At 47.8% G+C, this 26,814-nt stretch carries 21 protein-coding genes and 1 pseudogene; 3 read left to right on the top strand and 19 right to left on the bottom strand.

What is annotated here, in order from left to right:
* Window positions 1–49: 49 nt before the first annotated feature.
* Window positions 50–2,005, bottom strand: a pseudogene (locus C234_RS18175) (glycosyltransferase family 117 protein); the annotation flags it as partial.
* A 383-nt stretch (window positions 2,006–2,388) separates the two neighbouring features.
* Here C234_RS18175 and C234_RS15715 point away from each other — a divergent pair.
* Window positions 2,389–3,933, top strand: a complete 1,545-nt coding sequence (locus C234_RS15715) for an alpha-galactosidase D (RefSeq protein ID WP_034538108.1) — start codon at window positions 2,389–2,391, stop codon at window positions 3,931–3,933.
* A gap of 74 nt (window positions 3,934–4,007) precedes the next feature.
* Here C234_RS15715 and C234_RS0102020 read toward each other — a convergent pair whose 3' ends face one another.
* The 13 genes from C234_RS0102020 to polA form a co-directional block, all read right to left on the bottom strand.
* Complete coding sequence (locus C234_RS0102020; protein ID WP_034538101.1) at window positions 4,008–6,035, bottom strand: glycoside hydrolase family 97 protein; 2,028 nt, start codon at window positions 6,033–6,035, stop codon at window positions 4,008–4,010.
* Window positions 6,036–6,261: 226 nt separating this feature from the next.
* Window positions 6,262–6,645, bottom strand: coding sequence for a hypothetical protein (locus C234_RS0102015; protein WP_027324396.1), 384 nt, complete (start codon window positions 6,643–6,645; stop codon window positions 6,262–6,264).
* A 498-nt stretch (window positions 6,646–7,143) separates the two neighbouring features.
* Window positions 7,144–7,896: a metal ABC transporter ATP-binding protein gene (locus tag C234_RS0102010; protein ID WP_027324395.1), complete on the bottom strand. Its 753-nt coding sequence runs from the start codon at window positions 7,894–7,896 to the stop codon at window positions 7,144–7,146.
* Window positions 7,893–8,834 carry a metal ABC transporter solute-binding protein, Zn/Mn family gene (locus C234_RS0102005; protein ID WP_027324394.1) on the bottom strand — a complete coding sequence of 314 codons (942 nt, stop codon included), beginning with the start codon at window positions 8,832–8,834 and terminating at the stop codon, window positions 7,893–7,895. The genes C234_RS0102010 and C234_RS0102005 overlap by 4 nt, the downstream gene beginning before the upstream one ends.
* Before the next feature lie 80 nt (window positions 8,835–8,914).
* On the bottom strand, window positions 8,915–9,610 hold the full coding sequence (mnmC2, locus tag C234_RS0102000) for a tRNA (5-methylaminomethyl-2-thiouridine)(34)-methyltransferase MnmC2 (protein ID WP_027324393.1): 696 nt from the start codon (window positions 9,608–9,610) through the stop codon (window positions 8,915–8,917).
* Window positions 9,611–9,637: 27 nt separating this feature from the next.
* Window positions 9,638–10,117, bottom strand: coding sequence for a YqaA family protein (locus tag C234_RS0101995; RefSeq protein ID WP_027324392.1), 480 nt, complete (start codon window positions 10,115–10,117; stop codon window positions 9,638–9,640).
* Window positions 10,102–11,112: a hypothetical protein gene (locus C234_RS0101990; protein WP_027324391.1), complete on the bottom strand. Its 1,011-nt coding sequence runs from the start codon at window positions 11,110–11,112 to the stop codon at window positions 10,102–10,104. Before C234_RS0101990 ends, C234_RS0101995 begins: the two co-directional genes overlap by 16 nt.
* A 7-nt stretch (window positions 11,113–11,119) precedes the next feature.
* Complete coding sequence (gene purD / locus C234_RS0101985; RefSeq protein WP_027324390.1) at window positions 11,120–12,397, bottom strand: phosphoribosylamine--glycine ligase; 1,278 nt, start codon at window positions 12,395–12,397, stop codon at window positions 11,120–11,122.
* Between the two features lie 66 nt (window positions 12,398–12,463).
* Complete coding sequence (locus tag C234_RS0101980; RefSeq protein ID WP_027324389.1) at window positions 12,464–14,656, bottom strand: S9 family peptidase; 2,193 nt, start codon at window positions 14,654–14,656, stop codon at window positions 12,464–12,466.
* A gap of 470 nt (window positions 14,657–15,126) precedes the next feature.
* Window positions 15,127–16,779: a THUMP domain-containing protein gene (locus C234_RS0101975; protein WP_027324388.1), complete on the bottom strand. Its 1,653-nt coding sequence runs from the start codon at window positions 16,777–16,779 to the stop codon at window positions 15,127–15,129.
* A gap of 70 nt (window positions 16,780–16,849) precedes the next feature.
* Window positions 16,850–17,752 (bottom strand): serine O-acetyltransferase, encoded by a 903-nt coding sequence (locus tag C234_RS0101970; RefSeq protein ID WP_027324387.1) that lies wholly within the window; start codon window positions 17,750–17,752, stop codon window positions 16,850–16,852.
* A gap of 363 nt (window positions 17,753–18,115) precedes the next feature.
* The gene (locus C234_RS0101965) at window positions 18,116–18,508 is read right to left on the bottom strand and encodes a DUF3836 domain-containing protein (protein ID WP_027324386.1); all 393 of its coding nucleotides are present in this window, start codon (window positions 18,506–18,508) and stop codon (window positions 18,116–18,118) included.
* Window positions 18,509–18,850: 342 nt separating this feature from the next.
* Entirely contained in the window at window positions 18,851–22,015 is a 3,165-nt protein-coding gene (gene polA, locus C234_RS16960; RefSeq protein WP_081688093.1) for a DNA polymerase I, read from the bottom strand.
* A gap of 88 nt (window positions 22,016–22,103) precedes the next feature.
* Between polA and C234_RS0101950 the strand changes: the two genes are divergently transcribed.
* On the top strand, window positions 22,104–23,081 hold the full coding sequence (locus C234_RS0101950) for a polyprenyl synthetase family protein (protein ID WP_027324385.1): 978 nt from the start codon (window positions 22,104–22,106) through the stop codon (window positions 23,079–23,081).
* Between the two features lie 195 nt (window positions 23,082–23,276).
* On the opposite strand, the gene deoC is transcribed toward C234_RS0101950, so the two are convergent.
* From deoC to dtd, 3 genes are read right to left on the bottom strand one after another with little or no spacing between them, the layout of a single operon-like run.
* Complete coding sequence (gene deoC / locus C234_RS0101945) at window positions 23,277–24,179, bottom strand: deoxyribose-phosphate aldolase (RefSeq protein ID WP_027324384.1); 903 nt, start codon at window positions 24,177–24,179, stop codon at window positions 23,277–23,279.
* Window positions 24,166–24,504 (bottom strand): nucleotide pyrophosphohydrolase, encoded by a 339-nt coding sequence (locus C234_RS0101940; RefSeq protein WP_027324383.1) that lies wholly within the window; start codon window positions 24,502–24,504, stop codon window positions 24,166–24,168. The genes deoC and C234_RS0101940 overlap by 14 nt, the downstream gene beginning before the upstream one ends.
* A 2-nt stretch (window positions 24,505–24,506) precedes the next feature.
* A complete protein-coding gene (gene dtd, locus C234_RS0101935; RefSeq protein WP_027324382.1) occupies window positions 24,507–24,959 on the bottom strand; it encodes a D-aminoacyl-tRNA deacylase in 453 nt (150 codons plus the stop codon).
* A 27-nt stretch (window positions 24,960–24,986) separates the two neighbouring features.
* On the opposite strand from dtd, the gene C234_RS0101930 reads away from it, so the two are divergent.
* Window positions 24,987–25,199 (top strand): hypothetical protein, encoded by a 213-nt coding sequence (locus C234_RS0101930; protein WP_027324381.1) that lies wholly within the window; start codon window positions 24,987–24,989, stop codon window positions 25,197–25,199.
* 191 nt (window positions 25,200–25,390) lie between these two features.
* Here C234_RS0101930 and C234_RS0101925 read toward each other — a convergent pair whose 3' ends face one another.
* The gene (locus tag C234_RS0101925; protein ID WP_027324380.1) at window positions 25,391–26,236 is read right to left on the bottom strand and encodes a PepSY-like domain-containing protein; all 846 of its coding nucleotides are present in this window, start codon (window positions 26,234–26,236) and stop codon (window positions 25,391–25,393) included.
* Between the two features lie 84 nt (window positions 26,237–26,320).
* Window positions 26,321–26,767: a PepSY-like domain-containing protein gene (locus tag C234_RS0101920; RefSeq protein ID WP_027324379.1), complete on the bottom strand. Its 447-nt coding sequence runs from the start codon at window positions 26,765–26,767 to the stop codon at window positions 26,321–26,323.
* Window positions 26,768–26,814: the final 47 nt, after the last annotated feature.

Below are 26,814 nucleotides of genomic sequence, written 5' to 3'. Positions count from 1 at the left end.
CCGTTGCACCGTCGATCAACCTTTTCTGAGGCTTCATCCGCGAGCACCACTGTATCAGTCCCGCCACTCCCATACCTATCCAAATGGAGAAGGCATAGAACGAGCCGGCATACGCATAGTCGCGTTCACGCGGCTGTGCCGGAGTCTGGTTGAGGTAGAGCACGATGGCGATACCCGTCATGAAGAACAGGAAGAATACTACCCAGAACTGTTGGATACCTCGCTGGCTGCGGTAAGCCTGCCAGAACAGCCCGATGAGTCCGAGCAATAACGGGAGGCAATAGAATACGTTACGCCCCTTGTTCTCTTTCAGCTCTTTCGGCAGCAGCTCCTGATCACCTACCAACATCTTGTCGATGAACGAAATGCCGGTGATCCAATTGCCATGCTCTATCTCTCCGCTACCCTGAATGTCGTTCTGCCTTCCGGCAAAATTCCACATGAAATAGCGCCAATACATGAAATTCAGCTGGTAGGTGAAGAAGAACTTGATGTTTTCCCATTGCGTGGGTATGTTCACCATAATGTTCCGTCCGCATTCGTCGTAGGCGACGTCTTTTCCTTTGATGTCCACCCATTGCTTGTAGAGTGCGGCATGCGAGGAACTGTACATACGTGGGAAGAGCATATTCTGCGCGTATTGGTACTCTACCCGTCCGGTGAGTTCCATGTACGAGTCCTTCTCGTCGGGCGAAGTTTTCTCTTTGCGGATGTATTTCGATGCTTTCTCGGTTTGGCGGGGTACGCAATATCCGTCTTTTACGTCGAGCGCCACTTTCGAAGAAAAGGCAGGGCCATAAAATAGCGGGCGGGTTCCGTACTGTTCGCGTCCGAGGTATTCTCCCAGCGTGAAGATATCTTCCGGAGAGTTCTGGTCCATCGGCGTATTTGCTGTGGAGCGGATCACAATAAGCGCGTATGAAGAATAGCCGATCACAATCATCATCGTACAGAGCAGCGCCGTGTTGAGCGTGCGCGCAGATATGCGGGCTTTTTCTTTCATCTTCTGCTGCATCTTCGGAGCCAGATAGAAACCGAGCGCGGCGATGACCAGTATGCCTATGAGGACACTGCTTGTGCCGTGTCCGTAGAACGGAATACCCAGCAGGGCGATAGTAAGGACGAAAGAAACCGCCATGCGCGTTTTGTTCTTTTCCGTATAGCTTTCGTACACTCCCCAGATGAGGGCGGCTGCAAGCACTATGATGTAGACTACCACACCGGTATTGAAAGGCATGCCCAGTCCGTTGACAAACAGCAGTTCGAACCATCCGCCTACTTTCACGATGCCGGGAACGATACCGTAGAGCACCGCAGCCACCAGTACGCCTGAGCCCAGCAGGGCGATAAGCGAACCTTTCGCTGTGGCGTTCGGAGTTCTTTTATAGTAATACACCAATACGATGGCAGGCAGGCAGAGCAGGTTCAGCAGGTGTACGCCGATACTCAAACCCGTAAGGTAAGCAATCAGGATAATCCAGCGGTCGCTGTGCGGTTCGTCAGCTACATCTTCCCATTTCAGAATGAGCCAGAACACGATGGCCGTGAAGAGTGAAGAAAAGGCGTAAACCTCAGCCTCCACAGCAGAGAACCAAAATGTATCGCTGAATGTATAGACCAATGCGCCCACCAGTCCGCTACCCATAATGGTGATAAGCTGTCCGGAAGTGATATGATTTTCGTCTGTAATCACCAGCTTGCGGACAAGGTGCGTGATGCTCCAGAAAAGAAAAAGGATACAGGCGGCACTCATCAGTGCGCTCATATAGTTCACCATCTTCGCCACAGTCGTCACATCCGAAGCGAACTGAGAGAACAGATTCGCCACCAGCATGAAGAACGGTGCTCCGGGCGGATGACCGACTTCCAGCTTGTATCCGGTAGTAATAAACTCCGGGCAATCCCAGAAACTGGCAGTAGGCTCTATGGTCAGGCAATAGACGGTTGCCGCAATGATGAAAGTAAGCCAACCCATCAGGTTGTTTACGGTTCTGTACTGTTTCATTGTCAGTATGATTATCGTAGTTTATTCGTTAAAAACAGATTATGCGAGGCAAAGATAGCGATTTGGGGTATAAAGCGGGTATAAAAGCCCAAGAAAGTAAAAAGTTTTAGCGTTCTTTTACTTGGGAGAGACTTTCAGTGCCGATGACTACTCGCCGATTTATCCTTTTTGCACCGAAATCATTGGGATAGTTAAGAAATTCCATACATTTGTGATTGATAATCTGATAACCGAAAAGTTGAACTGCGCGTAAAGCACCTTTCGCGCCAATGAACCATAAAAATATGATAAACAAACTGATTGACCATGGAGCATGGATGTTGCTCGCAAGTGCTTTGGCGCTATTCCCCCAAACTTCTCCGACTGAATCGCTAACCCAGCCTATGCCTAGCCCATCCTCCGGAGTCTTTGAGCAAGAAACAGGGCGTTCATTTCTCCCTCCACTTATGGGCTGGAGTTCATGGAATACTTATCGTGTAAATATCAGTGAAGAACTTATTAAGAATCAGGCGGATGCTTTGGTTAGGCAAGGATTGAAAGATGTCGGATATATTTATGTCAATATCGACGACGGATTTTTCGGCGGACGAGACGAGCAGGGACAGATGACATATCACAGGGAGCGTTTTCCCAACGGGATGAAAGTTGTATCGGATTATATTCATTCTCTCGGATTGAAAGCCGGAATCTATGCCGAAGCGGGAGACAACACTTGCGGTTCTATTTATGATGACGACAAAAAGGGAATCGGCTCGGGCCTGTATGGTCACGAACAAGCGGATATGAATCTCTTTTTAAAAGATTGGAACTACGATTTCATTAAGATAGATTATTGCGGAGCGCTTGAACTGGGGCTTGAAGAGGAGCAGCGATACCAGACCATTTGCGATGCCATTCGGCAGACCGGGCGTACGGATGTTTCTATCAACATTTGCAGATGGGCGTTTCCCGGTACTTGGGCAGCGCGTCTGGCGCGTTCTTGGCGTATCAGCCCAGACATTACACCTCATTGGAATTCTGTGAAAAACATTATCCATAAGAACTTGTATCTCTCTGCGTATGCGGGAGAAGGTCATTATAATGATATGGATATGTTGGAGATAGGGCGTGGACTAAAGTTTAATGAGGAAATCGTACACTTTGGTATGTGGTGTATTATGAGCTCGCCTCTGCTCATAGGTTGCGATTTGGCTACTATTCCCGAGCCTTCTCTCCGACTACTGAAGAATCGGGAGCTTATTGCTCTAAATCAGGATGTATTGGGATTGCAGGCGCACGTGGTACAGCACGACGGAGAGAGTTACGTGCTGGTAAAAGATATCAAGCGGAGGCGCGGGCGGGAAAGGGCTGTAGCGCTTTATAATCCTTCCGATACGGCACACACGTTTGTCATATCCTTCGAGACTTTGGGCTTGGGGGGTAAAGCGGCTGTTCGCGATGTGGTGAACTGTAAAGATCTGGGGATATTAGAAGAGAGGATTGAGTATACCGTGGAGCCTCACAGTGTGGCTATCTGGACTCTTAAAGCGGACAGAAGGGTGGAAATTTCTCTTTACGAGGCTGAACAAGCCTATTTGCCCTGTTATAACGACTTGGGAGTGAATCCGAAACAGGTGCGCTATGCCGTATCTTCCAATTGTTCCGGAGGTATAAAAGTAGCATACTTGGGCGGTCGTCCGGAGAACTATGCCCAATGGAAAGATGTATACAGCGATAAAGGCGGGGAATATAAAATGACTGTAGCCTATTGCGCCGAAAGGGATTGCAGGTTGGAGGTCACTGTCAATGGTAAGAAGCGTGTTGTTAGCGTGAAGAGTTCCGGCGGTAAAGACCGTGTAGCTTCCATCGTACTGCCGATAGAGCTGAAAGCCGGATACAATGATATTCGTATGGGGAATGCTTACTCTTGGGCACCCGATATTGATTGATTGCTTTACGCTGACCAAAGAATAAACGTTTAGTCCTGTGTGTTTTGCGTAGAACTATTCACACCGCTTGCTGTTCAAAGCGGTGTGAGAGGCGTAAAACTGATTGCTTGTCCTCCTCCTGCCGCCATTCGAACGGTTAATGTATCTTCGGCGGTCACTGTCTGTTCCGTAATCGTATAATCCGTCGGATTGGATTTCCAATCGGCGTTCTCTCCGTCGGCATATATCACGGCTTTGTATTGTTTTCCAGATTTCAGAAAATCGAGTTTGATAGATATTTTGCGTGCCTCTTCATTGGTAGAAGCTCCCAGGAAGTATTTTTCTCCCGCTTTGCGTACGATGGCGATGAATTCGCCGGGCTCTCCCGCCAAGGCTTCCGAGCGGTCACAGTCGGGGTCGAAGTCTCGGAAGAACTGGAAGGCGGGATGTCCTTGATAGTTCTCTATCAGATCGGAAGCCATCTGCATGGGGGAGTAAAGAATTACCCAATTGGCAAGCTGTTTGGCCAAAGTAGTATTTACCCGGCTATTCCCTTGGTCCAATTCGTTCCATTTCTTCCGCCGGGGAGAGTGGCGTGTTTTCAGAAACAAAATGTCGAATACGCCCGGTGTGTAGTCCATGGGACCTGCCAATAAGCGGGTAAAGGGTAGCGTGACGTGGTGAGCGGGCGGATTTCCTTCGCTCCATGCGTTCCACTCCATACCTCTGGCTCCTTCGCGGGTCATCATGTTGGGCCATGTACGGCGGATGCCGGTATCTTTGATGGGTTCATGGGCGTCCACCATCATCCGGTAGCGGGCAGCTGTTTCTACTACACGCTGATAATGATTGACTCCATACTGTCCGTGGTGCGACAACCCGTAAGGAAAGCTTCCGGCATAGCCGGTCTTTACATAGCGGATGTTACGATCGGCATACCACTGCATCGCTTTGTCGAGCTGGCGTTCGTAGTTCGGGATGTTTCCGCCCGTTTCGTGATGCCCGATAATGACAACTCCTTTCTCCTTGGCGTAGCGCACAACTTCATCAATGTCAAAATCGGCACACGGTTTGGTGAAATCAAAATTCTGCGAACTACCCCAACTTTCCCAACCGGCATTCCATCCTTCGAACAAAACGCCCTGAATTTGATTGGCGGCTGCAAAATCGATGTACTTCTTCGCATTGGCAGTGGTAGCTCCATGTCTTTCATCCATTTTCCACGTCTCTACTCCCAAATGCATCCCCCACCACACTCCTACATATTTCAGGGGACGAATCCACTCGGTGGAAGCAAGCGCGGATGGTTCGTTCAGATTTAATATGAGGGCGGAATTGATTAGCCCGACCGCTTCGGGGGCTATCTGGAGGGTACGCCACGGAGTGGTGAAGCGGTTTGCTTTACGTGCTTTGATGCCGTCGGGATAGGGTGTCAGCTCTGCTTTGAACACTCCGTTGCCCTGTTGGCGAAGCGTCATTTCGGGAAAATCGTAAAGAGCAGCTTCGTGGATGCTGGCATACATGCCGTTTGCCATTTTCAAAGTGAAAGGAGTATTCGCTGTTTCCACTTCCGAGAGTGGAAGCTTCCGGTATAGCAATTCGTAAGTCTCGGCACTGGCGGGAATCGACCAGGATATACCCTCCTGACGGAAGTTGAAAGCGGTTAGTTCATCGGTAATAAGCAGTGAGTCTGTTGAGGGAATGTCATATTCGTACCGAAATCCTATCCCATCGTCGAATAGGCGAAAGCGGAGCGTAAGCCGCACTTTCTCCCGATTCTTCAGGTGGATTGCCATCTCATTGTAGTGGTTTCTGTTGGTTTTGTTCTCTCCCCACGGTTGTTCCCAAATTTCATCCTTGCTGTCGGAGACAGTTTTCTCTATTTCGAAGCCTTCGGACAGGTTGATTTCTTGTTTTGCGGTAAGCCCCAGAGCCGAACGGGTAATGAACAATGAATCTTTCACGGTAACTTCGTAAAACGGTTGTCCGTTTTCGTTCAGACTCAAGTTCAGTTTGATTTGTCCGTCGGGTGACAGAATTTCGACTTGTGAGGGCTTGCTGCATGAGCAGAGGCTACAGATGCAAATGCCGACAGCCAGAAAAGAAAAGATTTTTCGTGTCATTTCAGTATCTAAAGTTTCTTAATCAAACTGTATTATCGGGGTCTGAATTTGTATCGGATGGAGCACTTCAGGAGTTGATGTGTGCCTATCGTTCGACAAGCATTCGGACTGAACTGGTGCTATATGCGTTTTTTACTCGATGCGAATGTACGATATAAACTTGGTTTTTCTACCTTTTTAGGGTGGGAATTTTGTTGAGTGTGTGAATATTTTTGCCCCTATGTTTTCAATACACCTTTGTGAGGGTAAGTACCGAATATTTCGGCAGTCCTATGCCATAAGTCAGTTGCAGTGTGTTTTGGGTTCTGTTTGTTATTACCCAATCGCCCACCAGATATTTTGTATTTAAACCGAAATGTACGACTTTGTTTTTGAATGAGTAGTCAAGATTGTTATATCTCCCCGCTTCCCCGAATTTTATGTCTACTTCGCTTTCCGTTTTAAAAAACAGCCATAAATTATCGACCCTTACTTCTTCCCCGTCCTCATAGGAGATACGCTCCCCATTCCAAACAGTTTGTACGAGCGATAGTTCTCCCAATTCTTCTTCTTTTTTATCGCAACCGATGAAAAGGAGAGTAAGCAATATCAAAAATGTATATTTTTTCATAAGTTGTTGATTATAGCCCAACGATAGTGAATAGTTTTTTTAATGTGCCAAAATTAGACACTTCTTTTGTAAAAAGCAAAAGTATCTTTTTCTTTTTGACAGAAATGTTGATCGGTGTGATTTTTAAGTTGCCCGATGACATAGTAGCAGGAAATTATATAAAAGAGCATAGTTCTACATAAGTTGTAGAAATGAAAATTGAGTTCCCTATCCGAAAGTTGTTCCCTTTCGGAATGGCTTTCTTGTTATCATCCTTTCATTTTTTATAAGAAGAGAGAAAAGAGCCCGTTTGATTATGGTGTCTATGTCGGCAAAATCTTATTCCGAAGGGTACTTTTTATTGCAATGAGATGAGTATATATGCCCAGCGTGGTGAGTATATATAGCTACCTCGGTAGCCATATATGGCTACCACCCATGACTATATATGCCTACCACGGTGACTATATATGTCTACCACCCATGACTATATATGCTCAGCGCGAGGGATATTAAACGTTACTTGTGCGTGCAGTGATGGTGCTCTCCGAGAATGCGGTGGGGCAGCGTGCCGTGCCCCAACAGCTCGATGGGGCAATGGAAATTCCGCTCCAGCCATTCGGTGGTGATACCCGTGTCGGGGTGGTAATCCAACGTTTCGTTCACGCAGGCGATAGACTTCACCTGCTGGAGCACGGTGCCGATGTCGTGGCTCACAAGGATGATGGCGCACTCTTTGTTGATTTCCGCCAACAGCTCGTAAAGGCGCGCTTCGAAGCGTTTGTCGATGTACGTGCTCGGTTCGTCGAGAATCAACGCAGTGGGAGAGGAGATGACGGCTCTTCCCAGCAAGGCGCGTTGCAGTTGCCCGCCGCTCAGCGCCCCTATGGATCGGTGTTCCAGTCCTTCGAGCCCCATGCGGGCAATGGTCTGCCGTCCTTTTTCCCGCTCTTCGGAAGTAAAGCGGGAGGCGAGGGGTTTCTGTATGCTCAGCCCCGAAAGAATCACCTCTTCCACCGAGATGGGGAATTTGCGGTCGATGCTGTTGTACTGCGGCAGATAGCCGAGCGAAGGGCGCGAGGCAAAAACGATTTCTCCCTTGGTAGGCTTGAGCAGACCAAGTATGCACTTTATCAGTGTGGTCTTTCCGCCTCCGTTAGGACCGATGATGCCCAGAAAGTCACGCTCGTATACGGTAAGATTCACATCGTGAAGCACGGTGCGTCCGTCGTATCCGGCAGAAAGGTTCTTTATTTCGATGATGGGCTTCATGGCTTTGTGGTATCTGCGGTAGGCGAGAGAGCTTGCGCGATTCGAAGCATTTCTTCTTCCCAATGATAGTTCAGCGGATTGATGGGAATGATTTTCGCTTCGGTTTGCGCCGCAATGGTCTCCGCATTCCGTTTGTCGAACTCAGGCTGTATGAATATGACGTTTACTTTCTTCGCCCTCGCCTCGTCTATAAGGTGTTTCAGGTAGGCGGGCGAAGGCTCTTTGCCATTCTCTTCGATGGCTATCTGCTGCAAGCCATAGTCGCGCGCAAAGTAGGAGAGGGCAGGGTGGTATATCATGAATGCCCGTGCTGCTCCGGGTACGGCGAGCCGGTGGCGGATGAGGCTGTCGGTGTGTTGTATGCGGTGGGAGAGAGAGTCGAAACGGGTTTTGTAATATACTTCGTTTGCCTGATCCAATGCACACAACGCTTTGCAGGTGTTTTCCGCAAGAATAAGTGCGTTGGCGGCAGAATTCCAGACATGAGGTTCTACGGCGTGCGAGTGGTTTCCATGCTCGTCGCACGATTCGCTCGCATGTGAGCTTCTTTCGTCGGTTTCAATCAGGTCGATTCCTTTTGATGTGTCGAATACCAGTATATGCGGAGTATTGTCTATCAAGCGGCTCATCCAAGTTTGTTCGAATCCGATGTACCCGATGCGAAGATACGCCTTGCTCTCTCCCAACGATACGAGTTGCTGGGGGATGGGATCGTATGTTTCCGGACTGGATCCCTGCGGAACCATGCTTACCACCGTAAACTTATCGCCCGCGATGGCTTCGGTAAAGTATCGCTGCGCTTCTATAGTGACGGTGATGACAGGTTTTTTCTTTTCCTCTTTTTTCCGGATATGTGAGGAACGGCTTGTACATGCGGTCAAACACAAGATACATGCTATGAGGAAAAGATGATTTCTCTTTGGAGTCAATATATTCATTTTTTGTTCTTTTAGTTGTATGCTCTTTGTTATCTAAAGAGTCGGATTTACAAGAAATTAGGCAGACAGGCAGTAAGAGGTCAAAGCTTTCTGCCTCGCAGTATCTCTCGTTTTCCGCCCGGAGGTCCCGGAAGGCGTTCCACAACGAATCCGGCGGTTTGCAGCATCCGGCGTACCGCTCCTTTGGCACAGTAAGTCGTCAGTACGCCTCCATCGTTTAATAAAACGTATAAACCGTGAAATAGTTCTTGAGACCACATCTCAGGTTGCTTATCGGGAGCGAAAGCGTCGAAATAAATCAAGTCGGCTTTCCATGTATTATCCCCTTCTGCAAGGAGGCTGTCTGCTTTCAGTAACCGGTTGATGTCTCCCTGCATTTTTCGTAGCGTGAAGTAAGGCGTCAGTTCCACTTCTTTTTCCCAAGGAGAGGTGTGCATGCGCTTAAAGAGTTCCCACCTTTCGTCTACATAGCGCAATTGCTCTACTGCTTCCCACGCCAGCGGGTACAGCTCCACCCCGGTGTAGCACACTTCTCTTCGGCTCCTTTCGGCCTCTTCGAGCGTGAGCCATGCGTTAAGCCCTGTGCCGAATCCGACTTCCAGAATCTGAGGAGAGACCGCCGTACAGGCTTTCAATCCCGTATCCACAAAGATGTGTTGCGACTCCGTGCGCGCACCCTTTGTGGAGTGGTAGTGCTCGTCCAATTGCGGCACAAACAAGGTGGCGCTTCCGTCATCTGTTTTTTCTATCAGTCTTGAAAACTCTTTATTTTTCATTTTTAATGACTTGTTATAATGTTTTCGCTAACCGACAACAACTTCCCAGGCGCTCTCCAATACGTAGAGTATGAATATGTAGCGCACCAGTTTTCCCACGAACATGGCTCCTGTGGTAATCCAGATATTGCTTCTCATAAACCCCAGTGCAATGGAAATCACTTCTCCTACGGCAGGAAGGAAAGAGAAAAAAGCCATCAAAGCTCCTTTTCCTTGTAGGAAAACCATCATTTTATCAATCTTTTCTTTCTTTACCTTGAAATATTTTTCTATCCAACTGGTCTTTCCCAAACGACCTACGTAATAGCAGGTCAGGCTGCCGGCGGTATTGCCCAACGTAGCGGAAAGCAGGCAGGCGGTGGGGTTCAGTCCCAGTTTTACAAGCGTGATGAGAACGAGCTCCGAACTGAAAGGCACAATGCTTCCGGCAAGCAAAGCGGAAATGAATAATCCCGGTATGCCCCACTCGATGAGCAGTTGGATAGTAGATTCTATAAAAGCGTCCATATATTAAAGCCGAATAAAAAGAAAAGGAAAAGCATGGAAGCTATAAAGAATAAGTTTGATGCTTTACTGTCGGTTAAAACAAAAAGATGTCCTGTGAGTATACTGTTGCTGATGATGAGCGACGGCAGCAGGCTGAGCGTATGTCGGGGTTGCAGCGCAATAAAGATAAAGCAACAGAATGCCCAGTCGATGAGAAATTGCAAATAAGCCTGTGTCCGTATCTTGTCTTGATGGCTGGATGCGAAGTAGTGTCCTGTGCTCACGATGAACAGCAGAAACAGATATCCGAGCATGCCCAGCTCCCAAGAATGCAACTGCTGAAACTGAAAAGCTTGTTCGAAAGTTGCCAGTTCGATGAAAGGGCGATAGAACAGCTCCATCCGGTCGTAGAAGAAAGCATGCCCGAAGAGTAGCCAATAGGGAGTCATCCATCCCAGTATGGCAGCACAGAAGCTGCGTAGATTGAGCGATTGGAAACGTTGAGCTTCCAATAGCCAGAGTACGCTGAAGAAGGTGAGTTGAGGAAACAATAGGCTACCTGCTCCGATAAAAAGAAAAGAGTAGTACAAATCACTTGCCGCGTGTGACTTCTGATAACTATTAAAAAGGAAAAATATAGAGATCAGTGAAGCTATGGCTGCCAAATCTCCGGAATGGAGCAGATGCATTTCCGGACAGACGGTGACCAGCAAAAAATAGATGGAGGTCTGTACGGAGGCGCGCATGCGGATGATGGTGAATCGGTTGTTCAGTTCTATCAGTGAATAGCCGATGACCGCATAGACCAGAAAGCTCGCAAGGCGTTCGCTCCAATAAGATGTCAATAGTGTATGGAAAGACGGCCAGAGAGAATTTCCCCGGCTCAATTCTTCCGAACGGATAAGGTCGGGTAGTAGGAGAGAGGTCAGTACCCAGCAAAGAGTACAGACGAATATAACAGTGGGCAATGTCCATCGCCATGCCGTTATTTGCCCTTGTAATCGTTTATTCCTCATTCTTCCTTTATTTCAAATCGAACCCGATGTCGCGGCGGAAATACTTCTTGTCGTACCGGATCCTATCGGCCGTTTTGTAGCTTTGAGCCAGCGCTTCTTCTCTCGTTGCCCCGTAAGAGCATACGGCAATGACACGTCCTCCGTTTGTGACAATCTGCCCGTCTTTCATCGCGGTTCCCGCATGGAAGATGATGCTGTCTGTTGCCGAAGCTTCTTCCAGTCCGCTGATAGGGAACCCTTTTTCATAAGCCTCCGGATAGCCTCCGCTGACAAGGATGACACAGGCGGCTACCCGTGGGTCTTCTTTCAGTTCCTTTTCGTTCAGACGTCCTTCAGCTACGCCTTCCATCAGCTCCACAAGGTCGCTTTGAATGCGGAGCATTACGCTTTCTGTTTCCGGGTCGCCCATACGGACATTGTATTCAATCACCATCGGTTCGCCTTTCACACGGATCAGTCCGAGGAAAATGAAGCCTTTGTAGGTGATCCCCTCTTCTTTCAGACCGTTGATGGTAGGCTCTATGATGCGGGTGCGTACTTTCTCCATGAATGCTTCGTCCGCAAATGGTACGGGAGTAACGCTTCCCATTCCGCCGGTGTTCAGCCCGCGGTCGCCTTCGCCGATGCGTTTGTAGTCTTTTGCCACCGGAAGCACCTTGTAGTGTTCGCCGTCGGTGAGTACAAACACAGAACATTCGATACCGCTCAAAAACTCTTCGATAACTACTGTTGCCGATGCAGCGCCGAACATGCCGCCCAACATCTCTTTCAGTTCCTTTTGGGCTTCATCCAGCGTAGGGAGTATCAGAACACCCTTGCCGGCGCACAAACCATCGGCTTTCAGCACGTAGGGAGCTTCGAGCGTTTCGAGGAAGGCCAGCCCCTCTTCGATGTTGTCGGATGTGATGCTCTTATAGCGGGCTGTGGGTATGCCGTGACGCATCATGAATTCTTTGGCAAACTCTTTGCTTCCTTCCAGCTGTGCTCCTTGTGCCGAAGGACCGATCACTGCAATGTGTTTAAGTTCAGGCCGGTCATGGAAATAATCATAGATTCCTTTTACGAGCGGATCTTCAGGACCTACCACAATCATATCCACCGATTCTTTCAAGGCGAAGGCGGCTATGGCGGGGAAGTCTGTCGGCTTGATGTCGACGTTCTCGCCTGTTACTGTCGTGCCGGCATTTCCCGGCGCGATATAGAGCTTCTTTACTTTCGGACTTTGGGCAATTTTCCATGCCAGCGCATGTTCACGGCCTCCTGAGCCAAGCAATAGTATTTTCATGAGTTGTATCTTTTGAGATTTTTAGTTCTTTCCTTTTTACGTTCGAGGGATGCACGGCAGTTTCCGTTACAAATGCTCTTCGAAATAGCGGGTGATTTTCTCGTACAGATGCACCCGGTCGCGCCCCGATACGTTGTGCTTGTGACACGGATAGATAAAGAGATCGGGATAAGTGCGCGCGTCTACGCAGGCTTTCATGAACGACAAGGTGTGTTGTGGCACACACGTGTCGTCGTGATCGTCATGAATGATGAGCAAATGCCCTTTCAGCTGTCCGGCAATATTCTTCAAATTACATGCCTTGTATCCCTCCGGATTGGTTTGCGGAGTATCCATATAGCGTTCACCGTACATTATCTCGTAATAGGCCCAATCGATTACCGGCCCGCCCGCTACTCCTACCTTGAATATTTCAGGGTAACGTAAAAGAAGAGCCGTACTCATGTGTCCGCCGAAGCTCCATCCGTGCACACCGATACGGTTTCCGTCTACATAAGGCAGCGACTTGAGGAATTCTACTCCCTTTACCTGATCTTTTCCTTCCTCAATGCCCAATTGGCGGAACGTACAGTTTTCGAACTCCAGCCCGCGATTGGAACTGCCCCGGTTGTCGAGCGTAAACATCAGATAGCCTTTGTTTGCCATGTAGATGTCCCATCCCCGTGTACCGTTCTGCCATCCTCCGTTGATTAACTGCGCATGCGGTCCGCCGTATACATAGACGATAACCGGATACTTCCTGCCCGGATCGAAGTCTGATGGCTTCACGAGCCTATAATGCAGGTCGGTCGTTCCGTCGGCGGATTTAATTGTTCCCGTTTCGATAGAGGGCATTCGGTAACCTTCGTAAGGATTGCGGGCAGCAAGCAGACGAACGCTTTTGAAGCTGCGCGTGTCTGTGAGATCGATATTGCGGGCTTCCGTCCGGGTGGAAGAATAGTCGATGAGATATGTGCCGGAGCTGCTCAATGTGCCGTAATGACTGCTCTCCACGGTTTTATCGAACGGACGGTTCATCTTTCCATTCGATACATTCACGGTGTAATGCCCGCTGCTCAGTCCGTTTACTGCGGTGAAAACCACCTCTTTCCGTTTGGCGTTGAAGCCCAAAACATCGCTGACCAGCCATTCGCCTTTGGTCAACTGTCGGGTCTTCAGGTATTCACGATACTTGGCTCCGCTTTTCCCCTGTTGTGTGTCTCCGTAGAGGGGCGTTTTCAAATCCATCAGATAAAGATGGTTGAAACCGTCGCGCTGGCTTTGGTAAATAAACTTAGTGTCGTCCCACGGAAGAAAGAGGATGGGATGCTGAGGCTCTACGTACTTCTCGTGCATCTCTTCGTAGAGCACTCTGACGAGTCTTCCGTTTTCTGCATCATACTGGCAAAGCTTGGCGTGATTCTGGTCGCGGTTGACCTCGATGAGGAAGAGACTTCTCTCATCGGGCGACCAGCTGATATTGGTGAAGTAGCGGTCGGTGGGATCGCCCATTTCCAGATAGATGGTTTCTCCGGTGGACGGGCGGTATATGCCGACTTTCACCTGATGACTCGTCATTCCCGCCATCGGGTAGCGGATATTGTTCGTTTCGGCAATACGGGCGGTTACATCTACCAATGGATATTGAGTCACCATACTTTCATCCATCCGGTAGAAAGCCAGCAAGTTTCCTTTCGGGCTCCAGAACGTTCCTTTCGATATACCGAACTCATTGCGGTGTACAGATTGTCCGCAGACGATCCCCGCAGGCTCGTTCGTCACCGCACGGTTGTCGACATATAGATTGTTTCCTACGGTGTATGCCACTCTTCTACCGGCTGCGCAATAATCCTTATTGGCTGCCTTTGCCTGTATCTCGAGTGTATGAACCACTTGATTCGTCTTGAAGTCGTATGCGATGTATTTGTTTCCTGTATTCAGCAACACCTGAGTCTTGTTCGCCCACGGAAACTGAACATGGTAAAGACTTGGAAGCTTCCCCGACCGGTTTTTTTCAAGCGCTTCGTTTATCCGTTCCCTCGTTACGAGCACCGTTTCTTTTCCCGTTTTCGGCTCAACAGCATAGATCGTATCCATGCCCGGTTTGATACACTCGTCCCCCCACCATTGCAGCCCGTACAGGTTTTCTGCGTAACGATAGGTCTCACCGCCGGGGATCAAGTCTTCCAGTGTGAGTGTCTTAACTTCTTGTGTCATAACATTGATTGCGATTGGTAGCGCCGATAATAGCATCATGGCTCTTGTTCCAATTTTACTCATTGCTTATTCCTTATTTATAATGTTTTCCAGTCTTATCCACCTTGTTTTAGCGGAAGTTTTTAGATTCAGATGACTCTCTTCTTCAAAAAACTTTTTCTTTTCAGAAAACGTTCACCTTCAAACAATAATTACCTCCAAAAGAAAGCCAATCTTAACAAAAACAATCTTCAAAAAACAACTATGTTCAAAAGACAACCATTTTCAAAAGAAAGTCATCGTCGAATGATATTCATCACATTCTTTTCGCAGTGCAGCAACGTTCATTCGTCAGTGTTTAGGGTTTGTACTTCCCTTATTTACCATTGAAGAGTTCACATACGACTTCTGCTTGTGTCGTATTCCGGATTCATGCTGTCCTACTCCCTTTTTCACGGTAAGAAATCTTGGCTTGTCAATGCCCGAAATACGGTAACCTCTTCTCTTTTTGGGGTGGACAATGTTGATTCACCTACATCTCCGGGCATGATAGCCTATTCCTTTTCCGGTTCCGGTATTCTCGGTTCGCGATGTCCCTTATATTCTCTCAGAACTTTGGGATCTCTCTTCTCACGAAACTCTCCGCGCGGTTTTCTTTCTCTATCATCCCCCCTGGAGTCCCTCTCGTCTCGTCTGAAACTTCCTTCTTCTCTCCGAAAAGATTTTCCTCCTTCTCTGCGGGGCTTTTCTGCTCCTTCGCGTCGGAACGTCCGCTCTTCTTCCCGCCTTGCATTGTATCCCCCGCCTCTTTCTCTGCGGAATGGTCTTTCTCCTTCTCGGCGGGGTTTGTATTCTCTTTCCCGGCGGAATGTTCTATTTTCTTCCGAACGGGAATCATATCTGTTGTCTTCTTCTTTGCGAGACTTGTACTCACTTTCCCGGCGATAAGTCCTTTCTCCCTCTTTCCGAAACTTGTGTTCGCTGTCCCGATGAGGCTTGCGTATTTCATCTCTGTAAGGGGCGGACTCATCTCTTCCTTCTTCTTTCTCGGCTTCCTGCGTCTTAAATTCTCTGTATTTTCCGTCGAATATTTCGTATTTACGGAACTGGCATTCCAGCGCTCCATTGAAAAGAGGAATCTTTTGGCTGGCTTTGAGTCCTATCTGGTCGAAGCATTCATCGCGATAGGAGAGAACCCATGCTTCATTTCCCACGAAAGCATGTTTCAATCGTTCGCCGATGGTTTGATACAACCCAAGCAGGTCGTTTGTAGAAATCCGCTCTCCGTACGGCGGGTTGGTGATGATGATCGACTTGTTTCCCGGTTGTTCGAACTGCTGAAAAGGTTGCAGCTTCAGTGTCACGTCTTTGGAGACTCCCGCCGCTTTGATGTTGTAAGCGGCTATTTCATGCGCTTTAGGATTGTTGTCGTATCCGTAAATCTTATGCTCGAAGTCACGCTCCTGCGTATCGTCATTGTATATCTCGTCGAAAAGGTCGGAGTCGAAATCCGTCCATTTCTCGAAAGCGAATCCTTTCCGGAATACTCCCGGAGCAATGTTACGGGCAATCAATACTGCCTCGATGGGTATGGTTCCGGAGCCGCACATCGGATCGATCAGATCGCACTCTCCGCGCCAGCCCGTCATCAATATCATCCCTGCGGCAAGTACTTCGTTCAATGGCGCTTCCACTGCTTCCTGACGGTAGCCGCGACGGTGGAGAGATTCTCCCGAAGAGTCGAGCGACAGCGTACAGGTAGTCTGCGCAATGTGAATATTCAGCAAAACGTCGGGTTTGTTGATGCGCACAGACGGACGTTTACCGCTCTTCTCGCGAAAATAATCCGCGATCGCGTCTTTTACCTTATATGAAACGAACTTCGAATGCCGGAACTCTTCGCTGTACACCACCGCATCTATGGCAAATGTCTTATTTTCATCAAGATATTCTTCCCATGGGATGGCTTGTATCTGCTCATATACCTCATCGGCATCCTTGGCTGTGAAGTGCTTGATGGGTTTCAGGATGCGGATGGCGGTTCGCAGGCAAAAATTGGCCTTGTACATCATCTTTTTGTCTCCGGTGAATGAAACCATCCGTCGGCCTATTTCGATGTTGTCGGCTCCTAATGCGGTTAGTTCTTCGGCAAGAGTCTCTTCCAATCCCTGGAAAGTCTTGGCTATCATTTCGAATTGTTCGCTCATATATATTTATCTGTTTCTATTCTTTGTATTGTTGAGATGCCCGTTATCGCAAACCATGTATTTCCGTTTCCTATTTTTTTGCTTTTGTCTGCACAAGTCTGGCACCTGACGGAACGTCTTCCGTCACCCAGATATTACCTCCTACGGTCGCGTCGCGTCCGATGGTAATTCTTCCTAAGATGGTGGCGTTGGAGTATATAATGACATTGTCCTCCAGAATGGGATGGCGTGGGATACCTTTGATAGGCTTCCCGTCGGCATCGAGCGGAAAACTTTTGGCTCCGAGCGTAACGCCTTGATAGAGCTTGACATGATTGCCGATGACGCTGGTTGCCCCGATAACGACACCCGTTCCGTGGTCGATGGTGAAATGGCTGCCTATTTTTGCTCCCGGATGGATGTCTATTCCTGTTTCACTGTGCGCCATTTCGGTAATGATGCGCGGAATCAGCGGTACTCCCAACTCCAAAAGTTCGTGCGCGATGCGATAGTTGCTGATAGCTTTGATGGCCGGATAACAGCAGATCACTTCACCGTAACTTTCGGCGGCGGGATCTCCATTGTAGGCAGCCTCCACATCGGTTGCGAGAATTCTTCTCATGGCAGGCATCTTGCTGATGAATGTAGCTGCCAGACGCGAAGCTTCCTCTCTCTTCGAATCGGAACAGGAAGAACATTTTTCACCGCCACTGACGAAACAAAGTCCGGCAAGTATTTGCTCCGAAAGTAAATCGAACAGCTTTTCGATATTTACTCCGATGTGATAGTTGATAGTCCGGCTGTTGATGGTTGAATTGCCGTAATATCCGGGAAAGAGGATGGAACGAGAGAGCTCGATAATGTCATACAGTACTTTGGCAGAGGGAAGCGGTTCACCATCTTTGTGTTGATGAAACAGTTCTTTGTAAGATTCGCTTTCCGATAGCTCATCGACTGCCTGTGTCAGAATGTGGGTGAAGTTCAGTGGACTCATTAAGTCATTGCTCTTTTTGATACGGGGACAAAGATATTAAAAAAAAGTGAGAAGTGTTGCTGTACATAGCTAAATAATGGTTTATTCTTCATAAGCTTCACAGGCCGGAGAAATTTCGCCTGTGCGGAAGCCTTCTTTTGCTAAGAAAAAATGTATCCTCCTAAACACGAGAATCTTTTAGGTAGACCCGAAAACTTTTCAGTCAGGCGCAAACTTCTTTTTAGGTAAATAACTTTTCAAGCAAGGTGTTTTTCGAACCGGTCAGGTTCTCTTTTCTGGCAGAAGAAAAATGGAAAGCGCTGCTTCCGATGAGAAACAGCGCCTGCCTCGTTTGTTGTTAGAATTTAGAATGAGAGGATTTATTTACAGATCTGTGTCCATGGTTACCGTCATTTCGGGAACCAAAACGTATGCATTTTTTTTGTTGTTCCACTTATAGTAAGTAGTGGTTACAGTTTTTCCGCTATAAGCGTATTCGATGCGTAATTCGTTTTCCCACTGCTCCTTTACAACGTTCCATTTCAGTGTCTCGCTTTCAACCATGCGCTTTTGGTCGTCGTACTTGTAGTTGTACTTCATATAGTTGGCAAGTGTGTTTCCGTCTTTTTTGTAAACGGTTTGGCCTACCATCATACCGTTTTCTTCTATCGGATTGTAGATGAGCTGACCGTCGAAAACGCGGGCAGAAGCTGCTATAGATACAACGAAAAGAACTGCGGATAAGATTACTAATTTAAAAGAGAAATTTGTTTTCATGACTATTTTATTTTTATATTAAACTTTCATTTGTCTATTGATTCTCTTGAATCACGCTGCAAATTTAGGCATTATTTCTTTATGACACCCTATTTATGTGTAAAATAGTGTCAATATGTCAGTTTTGCTCTTTTCTATTGCTTCCTTTTTGTCAAAGGAGAAGACAAAAAAATATCCGGCAGTAGGCTTGCCGGATATGGAATGGAGCAATAAGTTTGCTAAAGCGAACTTTCTTCTTGCTTTCTGTTTCTATGGTTAAAGATTGTTATACTTTGATTTAGAGTCTGTTTGCTACTTTTCTTTGCTTGCATTCGGGCTCATTTTCATCTGTTTTTCTCTCTTTTAATGCGCCTCGAGCCAGTTTTTTCCCCATCCGCAATCGGCTTTTAAGGGTACGTGCATTCGGCAAGCACGCTCCATTTCCTCGATAACGATCTCTTCCACCCGTTCTTTTTCGCTTACGGGCACACTGAAATTCAATTCGTCGTGCACTTGCAGAATCATTTTGGCCTGAAGCCCTTCGGCAAGGAAGCGATTGTAGATGCGCGTCATGGCTACCTTTATGATGTCTGCGGCGCTGCCCTGAATAGGCGCGTTGATGGCGTTACGTTCGGCATATCCGCGTACAATGGCGTTGCGGGAGTTGATGTCGGGCAAGAAGCGTTTGCGGTGGAAGATAGTCTCTACATAACCCTGTTCGCGTGCTACCTGAATGCTTTCGTCCATGTATGCCTTTACTTCGGGATAGGTTTCGAAGTAACCGTCGATCAGCGTTTTGGCCTCTTTCCTTTCGATACCCAGCCGATCGGCAAGCCCGAATACGGATATGCCATATATGATACCGAAGTTGGCAGTCTTGGCCTTGCGCCGCATGTCGGCATCTACCTCTTTCAAATCAGTCTTGTAAATCTTTGCGGCGGTAGCAGCATGGATGTCGTGATTGCTCAGGAAAGCATCGATCATCTCCTTGTCTTTGCTCAGGTGCGCCATGATGCGGAGCTCTATCTGCGAGTAGTCGGCAGAGAAGAACAGGCAACCCTCGTCGGGGATGAATGCTTTGCGTATCTCCTTGCCGTTCTCGTCGCGGATGGGGATGTTTTGCAGGTTCGGGTTGCTCGAACTGAGGCGTCCCGTAGCCGTGACCGTTTGGTTGAACGATGTATGCACCCGTCCCGTGCGCGGGTTGATAAGCTGCGGCAGGGCGTCTATGTATGTGCCCAAGAGTTTTTTCAATCCGCGGTGTTCCAATATTTTCTCCACCACCGGATGTTTATGCCTCAGGCTTTCGAGCACCTCTTCCGAAGTGACGTATTGCCCCGTCTTTGTCTTTTTCGCTTTTTCCACGATTTGCAGTTTGTCGAACAGCACTTCGCCCACTTGTTTCGGCGAGGCGATGTTGAAAGATTCACCCGCCATTTCGTATATCTCTTGCTCGATACGTTGCATCTCAGCGGTGAAATGTGCGGACGATTGCTTCAAGGCTTCCGTGTCGAGCAGCACTCCGTTTCGTTCGATATGAACCAGTACGGGTACGAGCGGCATCTCGATATCGTAGAACAAGGTTTCGGCATCGTTTGCTTTCAACTCTTTCTCCAACACGTTTTTCAGCTTGAGAGTCACATCGGCATCTTCGCAGGCATAAAGGTAAACATCTTGCGGGTCGAGGTCACGCATGCTCCTCTGGTGTTTTCCTTTCGGTCCGATAAGTTCTTCGATAGAAATGGTTTTGTAGTGCAGATAGATTTCCGCCAAATAGTCCATGCCGTGCCGAAGTTCGGGTTGCAACACATAATGCGCTATCATGGTATCGAAGAGCCGACCTTTTAACTCCGCTCCGTAATTTTGGAGCACGATCATGTCGTACTTGATGTTCTGTCCGATTTTTAACGAATCTTCGTTTTCAAACACCGGGCGGAATTGCGCGACTATTTTTGCCGCTTCTTTCCGGTCGGGGGGCACCGGAACATAAAACGCTTCGTTTTCGGCGATGGAAAAGCTCATTCCCACCAATTCCGCCTCCATAGGTTCGGTTCCTGTGGTCTCAGTGTCTAACGAGAGAATTTTCGATGTAAGTAACTTTTGAATAATTCTCTTTCTTTTTTCTTCTGTATCAACAAGTTGATAGTCTGTATTAATGGTTTTTAACGTGCTTAGGCTCGTTTTTTTCGGCACACCTGCTCCGTTGCCTGCAAAATTCGCAAACAAATCGCCTTGTACGGCTTCCTCTTCTTCAGGAAAAAGAGAGAGCGACAATTCTCCGTCTTTGCCTTTTGCCGAACCACCGCTTCCTTTTGCCAAGCGGTCACTTCTTCCTTTTGTCGGATCATTTTTCCCTTTGAGCGAAAGATTATTTCCTTCTTGTGCGGACTCATTGCCTCCTCTTGCGGAAAGGTTACTCTCTTGTTGTGCAAATTCACTATTGCCTCTTGCAAAAAAGTTGCTCCCCTGTTGTTGAGACTCATTGCCTCCTCTTCCGGAAAGATTGTTTCCCTGTTGTGCAAATTCACTGTTGCCTGTTTCGGAAAAAATATTTCCTTCTGCAAAACCGTTTTTTCGGTTTGAGTCTGTTCCGATGTTTCTTCCTGCATACTCGTTTCTTCCCGCAGATGATAATATCCCGCTTCCCGCACCGTTTTTTTTCAGTACCCGGTTGATAAGCGTTCGGAACTCCAACTCTTCGAAAATCCGGCGGAGCGAATCCTCATCCGCTTCTTCCCGTACCAGTTTGTCCATCTCCAGCGCAATGGGGACGTCCGTTTTGATGGTGGCGAGGAATTTGGAGAATTCAATCTGTTTGCGGTTGGCCTCTACTTTTGTTTTCAGCGCACCTTTGAGCCGGTCGGTATGATCGAGCAGGTTCTCGATGCTTCCGAACTCCGCCACCAGCTTTTGAGCGGTTTTCTCTCCCACACCGGGACAGCCGGGGATATTGTCCGACGAGTCGCCCATCAGCCCCAATATGTCTATGACCTGTGCGGGCGATTCGATGGCGAACTTGGCTTTTACCTCTTCGATGCCCATCACTTCAAACCCTCCCGTATGTCTGGGTCGATACATAAAGACGTTTTCGCCCACCAACTGCCCGTAGTCTTTGTCGGGAGTCATCATATAGGTGGCGATTCCGCGTCGTCCCGCTTCGGTGGCGAGCGTGCCTATCACATCGTCCGCCTCGTATCCCGGCACTTCGAGGATAGGAATGCGGTAGGCACGGATAATCTCTTTGATGAGAGGTACCGACAGACGGATATCTTCGGGCGTTTCCTCACGTTGAGCTTTGTACTGCTCGAAAGCCTCATGGCGAAACGTTGGGCCGGCAGGGTCGAAAGCCACTCCTATATGAGTGGGGTTTTCTTTTTTCAACACTTCTTCAAGCGTGTTTACGAAGCCGAGGATAGCCGATGTATTTAGTCCTTTGGAGTTGATTCTCGGGTTTCTGATAAAGGCGTAATAAGCCCGGTATATGAGCGCGTAGGCGTCTAAAAGGAATAATTTGTTGTCTGATTCCATAGAATAACTTAATTTTTCATGGTAAAAGTACAAAAAAAATACGGTATTAACCGTTTTATTATTACTTTTGTGTCCAAATAGTGTATGGATGGACAGTGTCTCTCTCATCAAGAAACCGATTATTCATGAACTGGCCGACTTCAAAAAGCTTTTTGACAGTTCTCTTTCCAGCTCGAACACATTGCTCGATAATGTGATTGCTCACATACGTCAGAGGAATGGCAAGATGATGCGCCCTATACTTTCTTTACTGGTGGCACGCCTTTATGGTCCTATACGCCTTTCCACGCTTCATGCCGCCGTTTCGCTCGAACTTCTTCATACTGCAAGCCTTGTGCACGACGATGTGGTGGACGAAAGTTCCGAACGCAGGGGGCAGCTTTCGGTAAACGCCAGCTTTAACAATAAAGTGGCGGTACTTACCGGCGATTATCTGTTGGCTACCAGTTTGGTGCACGCAGGGCTTACGATGAACCACGATATCATTCAGGTGATTTCTTCATTGGGGCAGGAGCTTGCCGACGGTGAACTACTTCAACTGTCGAATGTAAGCACACATACCTTCTCCGAGACCGTTTATTTCGATGTAATTCGCAAGAAGACAGCTGCGTTGTTTGCCGCTTGTACCAAAGCCGCTGCTTTGTCGATGGGGGCGGGAGAGAAGGAGGTTGAAAAAGCGCGTTTGCTGGGCGAGTATATCGGAATCTGTTTTCAGATCAAAGACGATATTTTCGACTATTCCGATAGCAAGGAAATCGGTAAACCGACAGGAAACGATATGGAGGAGGGGAAGCTGACGCTTCCGGTGCTCTATGTATTGAATACCACCGAAGATCCGAAAGCAGTGGAAACGGCTATCCGGGTGAAAGACGGTGTGGCTACTCCCGAGGAGATAGAGTTTCTGGTATCTTTTACCAAAGAAAAAGGAGGTATCGAATATGCTTTCAGGACGATGGAGGGATATAGGCGAAAGGCTGCGGACATTCTTGCTTCCATGCCCTCATTGCCCGATGTGTCGGAGGCTTTGAACAGCTTCTTGGATTATGTGGTCGAGCGCGAAAAATAGCGTTGTTGCGGAAGCGATAAGACTTTCGTTGTAGAAGTCATAAGACTTTCTTTGCAGAAAAGCGATAAGATTTTCTTTGCCGATGAGGCGGATGTGATTGGAAAGCCCGTGCGGCATGTTCGGGTGTGTCGCGTATAAATTGTGCAAGCCTGTTTGAGCCGGTATAGGTAAACGGCTGAAACAGGCTCGCATTGTTTAGAAGAATTTGATTTCCTCTCCTTTGATGTCCGAGAGCAACAGGTTTGCCAAGCGGCTTGTGCCCAGGCGGAACAGCTTGTTCGTCAGCCATTCTTCTCCCAGCAATTCTTTTACGATGGTGTAGTAGACAATGGCGTCGTGCACCGTATTGATTCCTCCTGCGGGCTTGAATCCCACTTTACGCCCTGTTTTCTCGTAATAGTCTCTGATGGCTTCGCACATCGCGTAAGCCGCTTCCGGAGTGGCTGCCGGCTGTTGTTTGCCTGTGGAAGTCTTGATGAAGTCGGCTCCTGCATACATGGATAGGAGAGAGGCCTTTTTGATGTTGGCCGCACTCTTCAGCGCACCCGTTTCGAGTATCACTTTCAAATGGCTTTCTTTGCAAGCTTCCTTTAGTTCCTCAATTTCGTCGCACATTGTTTCGTAGTCGCCGCTCAGAAACTTGCCAACCGAGAGAACGATATCTATTTCGTCCGCTCCGTCGGCAACGGCGAGCGATGTCTCGGCTATTTTCACCTCGATAAAGGTCTGCGAAGAGGGGAATCCCGCTGATACGCAAGCGATGTTTACTCCGTTCACTTGGAGTGTGTTCTTTACGATGGCGGCAAAGTTGGGATACACGCAGATGGTTGCCACGTTTTTCAGATCGGGGAATGCATTGTCAAATTCGTTCACTTTCTCGGTGAATCGCATTACGCTTTCATCGCTGTCCGTGCTGTTCAGTGTAGTAAGATCGATGCAGTTGAACAGGAATTTTTTCACTTCTTCGGTATTGTTTTCCGTGACATTCTGTTCTGTCAGTTCGGCTACGCGGGTTGCTATATCCGCGTCTTTCAGATCGGTGTTATACTTGGCTAAAGTAGCCAGATATTTGTTGTCTTTTAAGTTATTTTCCTCCATGATCTTTCAGTTTTGGATTATTAATATGTCTTTGATTATCTCGATTCGTTTTCTTTTCCATGCTTTTTCTTAAAGCGTCGGTAAGGTCTACTCCCGTCTGATTGGCAAGGCAGATGAGTACCCAGAGCACATCGGCCATTTCCTCGTCCAGATTCTCCTTTTCGCCCGGTTTGAACGACTGGTCGCCGTATTTGCGCGCCATGACACGTGCCAGTTCGCCGACTTCCTCGGTCAATACCGCCATGTTGGTCAGTTCGCTGAAATAGCGCACTCCGTATTGCTTCACCCATGCGTCTACTTGTTGTTGAGCTTCTTTTATCGTCATCTCTATTCTTTGTTTTTACTGTCTATGCAAATCGTTACCGGTCCGTCGTTCAGAAGCTCCACCTTCATATCGGCTCCGAAAGAGCCTGTGCCCACTTCTTTTCCCAGCGCAGCACTCAGTTTCCGGCAAAACGCTTCGTAGAGAGGGACGGATACCTCCGGTTTGGCGGCTTTGATGTACGAAGGGCGGTTTCCTTTGCGGGTAGAGGCGTGCAGTGTGAACTGACTGATGACGAGTATGTCTCCTCCCGTTTCCAGTATCGACTTGTTCATCACTCCGTTTTCATCGTCGAATATGCGGAGGTTGACGGTCTTCCGGCAGAGCCAGTCGATATCCTCCGTCCCGTCGGCTTCTTCGATACCCACTAATATCAACATTCCCTGTTCGATAGCCGATTTACATTCCCCATTGATGGTGACCGATGCACGGCTTACCCGTTGAATTACGATTCTCATTGACTCTTTCCTTCGTATATTTACGTTATGAAAGACAAAAATACAAAATCCGGGAGAGAAAACGGAAGATTGATCCGCTTTTTCTTTGCCGCAGCCGTCTATTTATCTTTAAGTGGAAAGAGAATGCTGCTTTTACTGCAACCAAACAGCGCATTGCTTCCGGTGATTGGCTTTAGATGGAAAGAGAATACTGCTTTTACTGCAACCAAACAACGCATTGCTTCCGGTGATTGGCTTTAAATGGAAAGAGAATACTGCTTTTACTGCACCGCAAACAACGCATTGCTTCCGGTGATTGGCTTTAAATGAAAAGAAAGTACCGCTCTGCCCCCCCCGGCTTGCGGCGGGTTGAAACGGTACTTCCCATATTTCTTTATACACGCAGGTTCTCTACTGCATGAAGTGGTGTATTAACCAGCCGTTCATGGCTTTTATACAACGATTGTTCCGTCTGTTAGTATCTTTACAAGAATATCTTCAGGCTCAGCTTCAAGCTCGAAGAGATAGTACTCTTCATCCGGAGTTTCAAAGAAGTCGACATCGTCAATCGGGTAGATCCCGAATTCCGATTCCTTCAATAGGTGGAAAATTTTGTGCGGAACATCCTTAACCTTTATTTCTGTCTTTGTACGCAGCCATGCGCCGTCGAGGCTCAGAAATACTTCGCGGCGGGCGATTCCGTCGATGATTTCCACTTCGATCATCTTGTCTTCGTATTCGATGTCGAGGATTCTTGCCTGCGGATATCGCTTGTTGATTGCCACGTGTATCTTTGCGGTGGCTTGTCCGGAGATAAACTTGTCTCCATCGTTCTCATCCTTATCGGGAACAGCTTTCACTAATACGCCTGCTGCCGTGAAATAGAGGTCGTATTCTTCCGCCTTCTGTTCTACCTCTATCACGTAGATCACTTCCATATTGTTTCGTTCCACCATTTTGATGTCGTCGATACGCCATTGGGCATACGGGCTTGCTTTGAGCGCGTTGATGACTGCCTGCGGCAAGGATTGATAGTTGATTTCCGTCACCGTCATCTTCCATTCGGCAAGTAAGTCGAACCATGATTCGGCTTCGCCTTGCGGGTCGTTACGGCGGAATTCCGCCACGAAATAATCGCCTTTCTTCTCCCAGCTTATCTGCTGTGCATTCGGGTGTTTGGCTTTAAGCGCCTCCTGATACTTTGCAGAGGCTTCTGTCTTCTTGTTGTCGTCACTGTCGCATCCGTAGAGCGCAAAACCGCCCAACATTACTGCTAATAAAAGAATTTTAGCTTTCATAATTCAATGGTTTTTAGGGTTAATTATCATATTCTATCACGTTAAGCGATGACGTGGTAACCGATTCGGCTGTGTGCCGGTTGGTTAATTATCATATTCTATCACATTAAACTTCTTGTCGAACTTGATTTCTATGCCATTGTTCAGTTTCACCTCATACTCTTTGCTGTTCCGGCTGATTTTCACGATTTTCATTCCGGCATGGTTCCGGTTTATGTAGGTCGTGATGGCGGCGGGTACGATAGCGGCGGGAACCTCGTCTCTCATACAGTCTACTTCTTCCCAATTTCCTTTCCGGTCGAACTCTATTTTGCTTCCGTTGACGAAGAAGAGATCGTATGACTTCCATAAGAAGAAGTCGCTTTCCTGTTTTATGTACGATATCTCGGTCCCTTTAAAGTGGGTATGGACGAATTTCTGCGAATTTTCGGGCAGGTTTTCAAAGCGTACGGGTTTTGAGTTGTCGGCTTTGGCTGTGAAAGTAAATGTCATAGTTAAAGCGGTAATGGCCAATAGAATAATTCTTTTCATACTTTGTTCTGTTTAATTGTTTATGATGCAAAGTTGTGAGGCAAAAC

Origin of the sequence: Bacteroides pyogenes DSM 20611 = JCM 6294 (genome assembly GCF_000428105.1) — a bacterium.
Classification (GTDB): Bacteria; Bacteroidota; Bacteroidia; order Bacteroidales; family Bacteroidaceae; genus Bacteroides; species Bacteroides pyogenes.
The sequence above is the reverse complement of the archived record's forward strand: the minus strand, read 5'-3'. Positions and strand labels throughout refer to the sequence as shown.

Bases quoted from the DNA above. Each gene is read 5' to 3' on its own strand.
- C234_RS15715 (WP_034538108.1), top strand. From the start codon at position 2,389: ATGCCTAGCCCATCCTCCGGAGTCTTTGAGCAAGAAACAGGGCGTTCA.
- C234_RS0102020 (WP_034538101.1), bottom strand. From the start codon at position 6,035: ATGACACGAAAAATCTTTTCTTTTCTGGCTGTCGGCATTTGCATCTGT.
- C234_RS0102015 (WP_027324396.1), bottom strand. From the start codon at position 6,645: ATGAAAAAATATACATTTTTGATATTGCTTACTCTCCTTTTCATCGGT.
- C234_RS0102010 (WP_027324395.1), bottom strand. From the start codon at position 7,896: ATGAAGCCCATCATCGAAATAAAGAACCTTTCTGCCGGATACGACGGA.
- C234_RS0102005 (WP_027324394.1), bottom strand. From the start codon at position 8,834: ATGAATATATTGACTCCAAAGAGAAATCATCTTTTCCTCATAGCATGT.
- mnmC2 (WP_027324393.1), bottom strand. From the start codon at position 9,610: ATGAAAAATAAAGAGTTTTCAAGACTGATAGAAAAAACAGATGACGGA.
- C234_RS0101995 (WP_027324392.1), bottom strand. From the start codon at position 10,117: ATGGACGCTTTTATAGAATCTACTATCCAACTGCTCATCGAGTGGGGC.
- C234_RS0101990 (WP_027324391.1), bottom strand. From the start codon at position 11,112: ATGAGGAATAAACGATTACAAGGGCAAATAACGGCATGGCGATGGACA.
- purD (WP_027324390.1), bottom strand. From the start codon at position 12,397: ATGAAAATACTATTGCTTGGCTCAGGAGGCCGTGAACATGCGCTGGCA.
- C234_RS0101980 (WP_027324389.1), bottom strand. From the start codon at position 14,656: ATGAGTAAAATTGGAACAAGAGCCATGATGCTATTATCGGCGCTACCA.
- C234_RS0101975 (WP_027324388.1), bottom strand. From the start codon at position 16,779: ATGAGCGAACAATTCGAAATGATAGCCAAGACTTTCCAGGGATTGGAA.
- C234_RS0101970 (WP_027324387.1), bottom strand. From the start codon at position 17,752: ATGAGTCCACTGAACTTCACCCACATTCTGACACAGGCAGTCGATGAG.
- C234_RS0101965 (WP_027324386.1), bottom strand. From the start codon at position 18,508: ATGAAAACAAATTTCTCTTTTAAATTAGTAATCTTATCCGCAGTTCTT.
- polA (WP_081688093.1), bottom strand. From the start codon at position 22,015: ATGGAATCAGACAACAAATTATTCCTTTTAGACGCCTACGCGCTCATA.
- C234_RS0101950 (WP_027324385.1), top strand. From the start codon at position 22,104: ATGGACAGTGTCTCTCTCATCAAGAAACCGATTATTCATGAACTGGCC.
- deoC (WP_027324384.1), bottom strand. From the start codon at position 24,179: ATGGAGGAAAATAACTTAAAAGACAACAAATATCTGGCTACTTTAGCC.
- C234_RS0101940 (WP_027324383.1), bottom strand. From the start codon at position 24,504: ATGACGATAAAAGAAGCTCAACAACAAGTAGACGCATGGGTGAAGCAA.
- dtd (WP_027324382.1), bottom strand. From the start codon at position 24,959: ATGAGAATCGTAATTCAACGGGTAAGCCGTGCATCGGTCACCATCAAT.
- C234_RS0101930 (WP_027324381.1), top strand. From the start codon at position 24,987: ATGAAAGACAAAAATACAAAATCCGGGAGAGAAAACGGAAGATTGATC.
- C234_RS0101925 (WP_027324380.1), bottom strand. From the start codon at position 26,236: ATGAAAGCTAAAATTCTTTTATTAGCAGTAATGTTGGGCGGTTTTGCG.
- C234_RS0101920 (WP_027324379.1), bottom strand. From the start codon at position 26,767: ATGAAAAGAATTATTCTATTGGCCATTACCGCTTTAACTATGACATTT.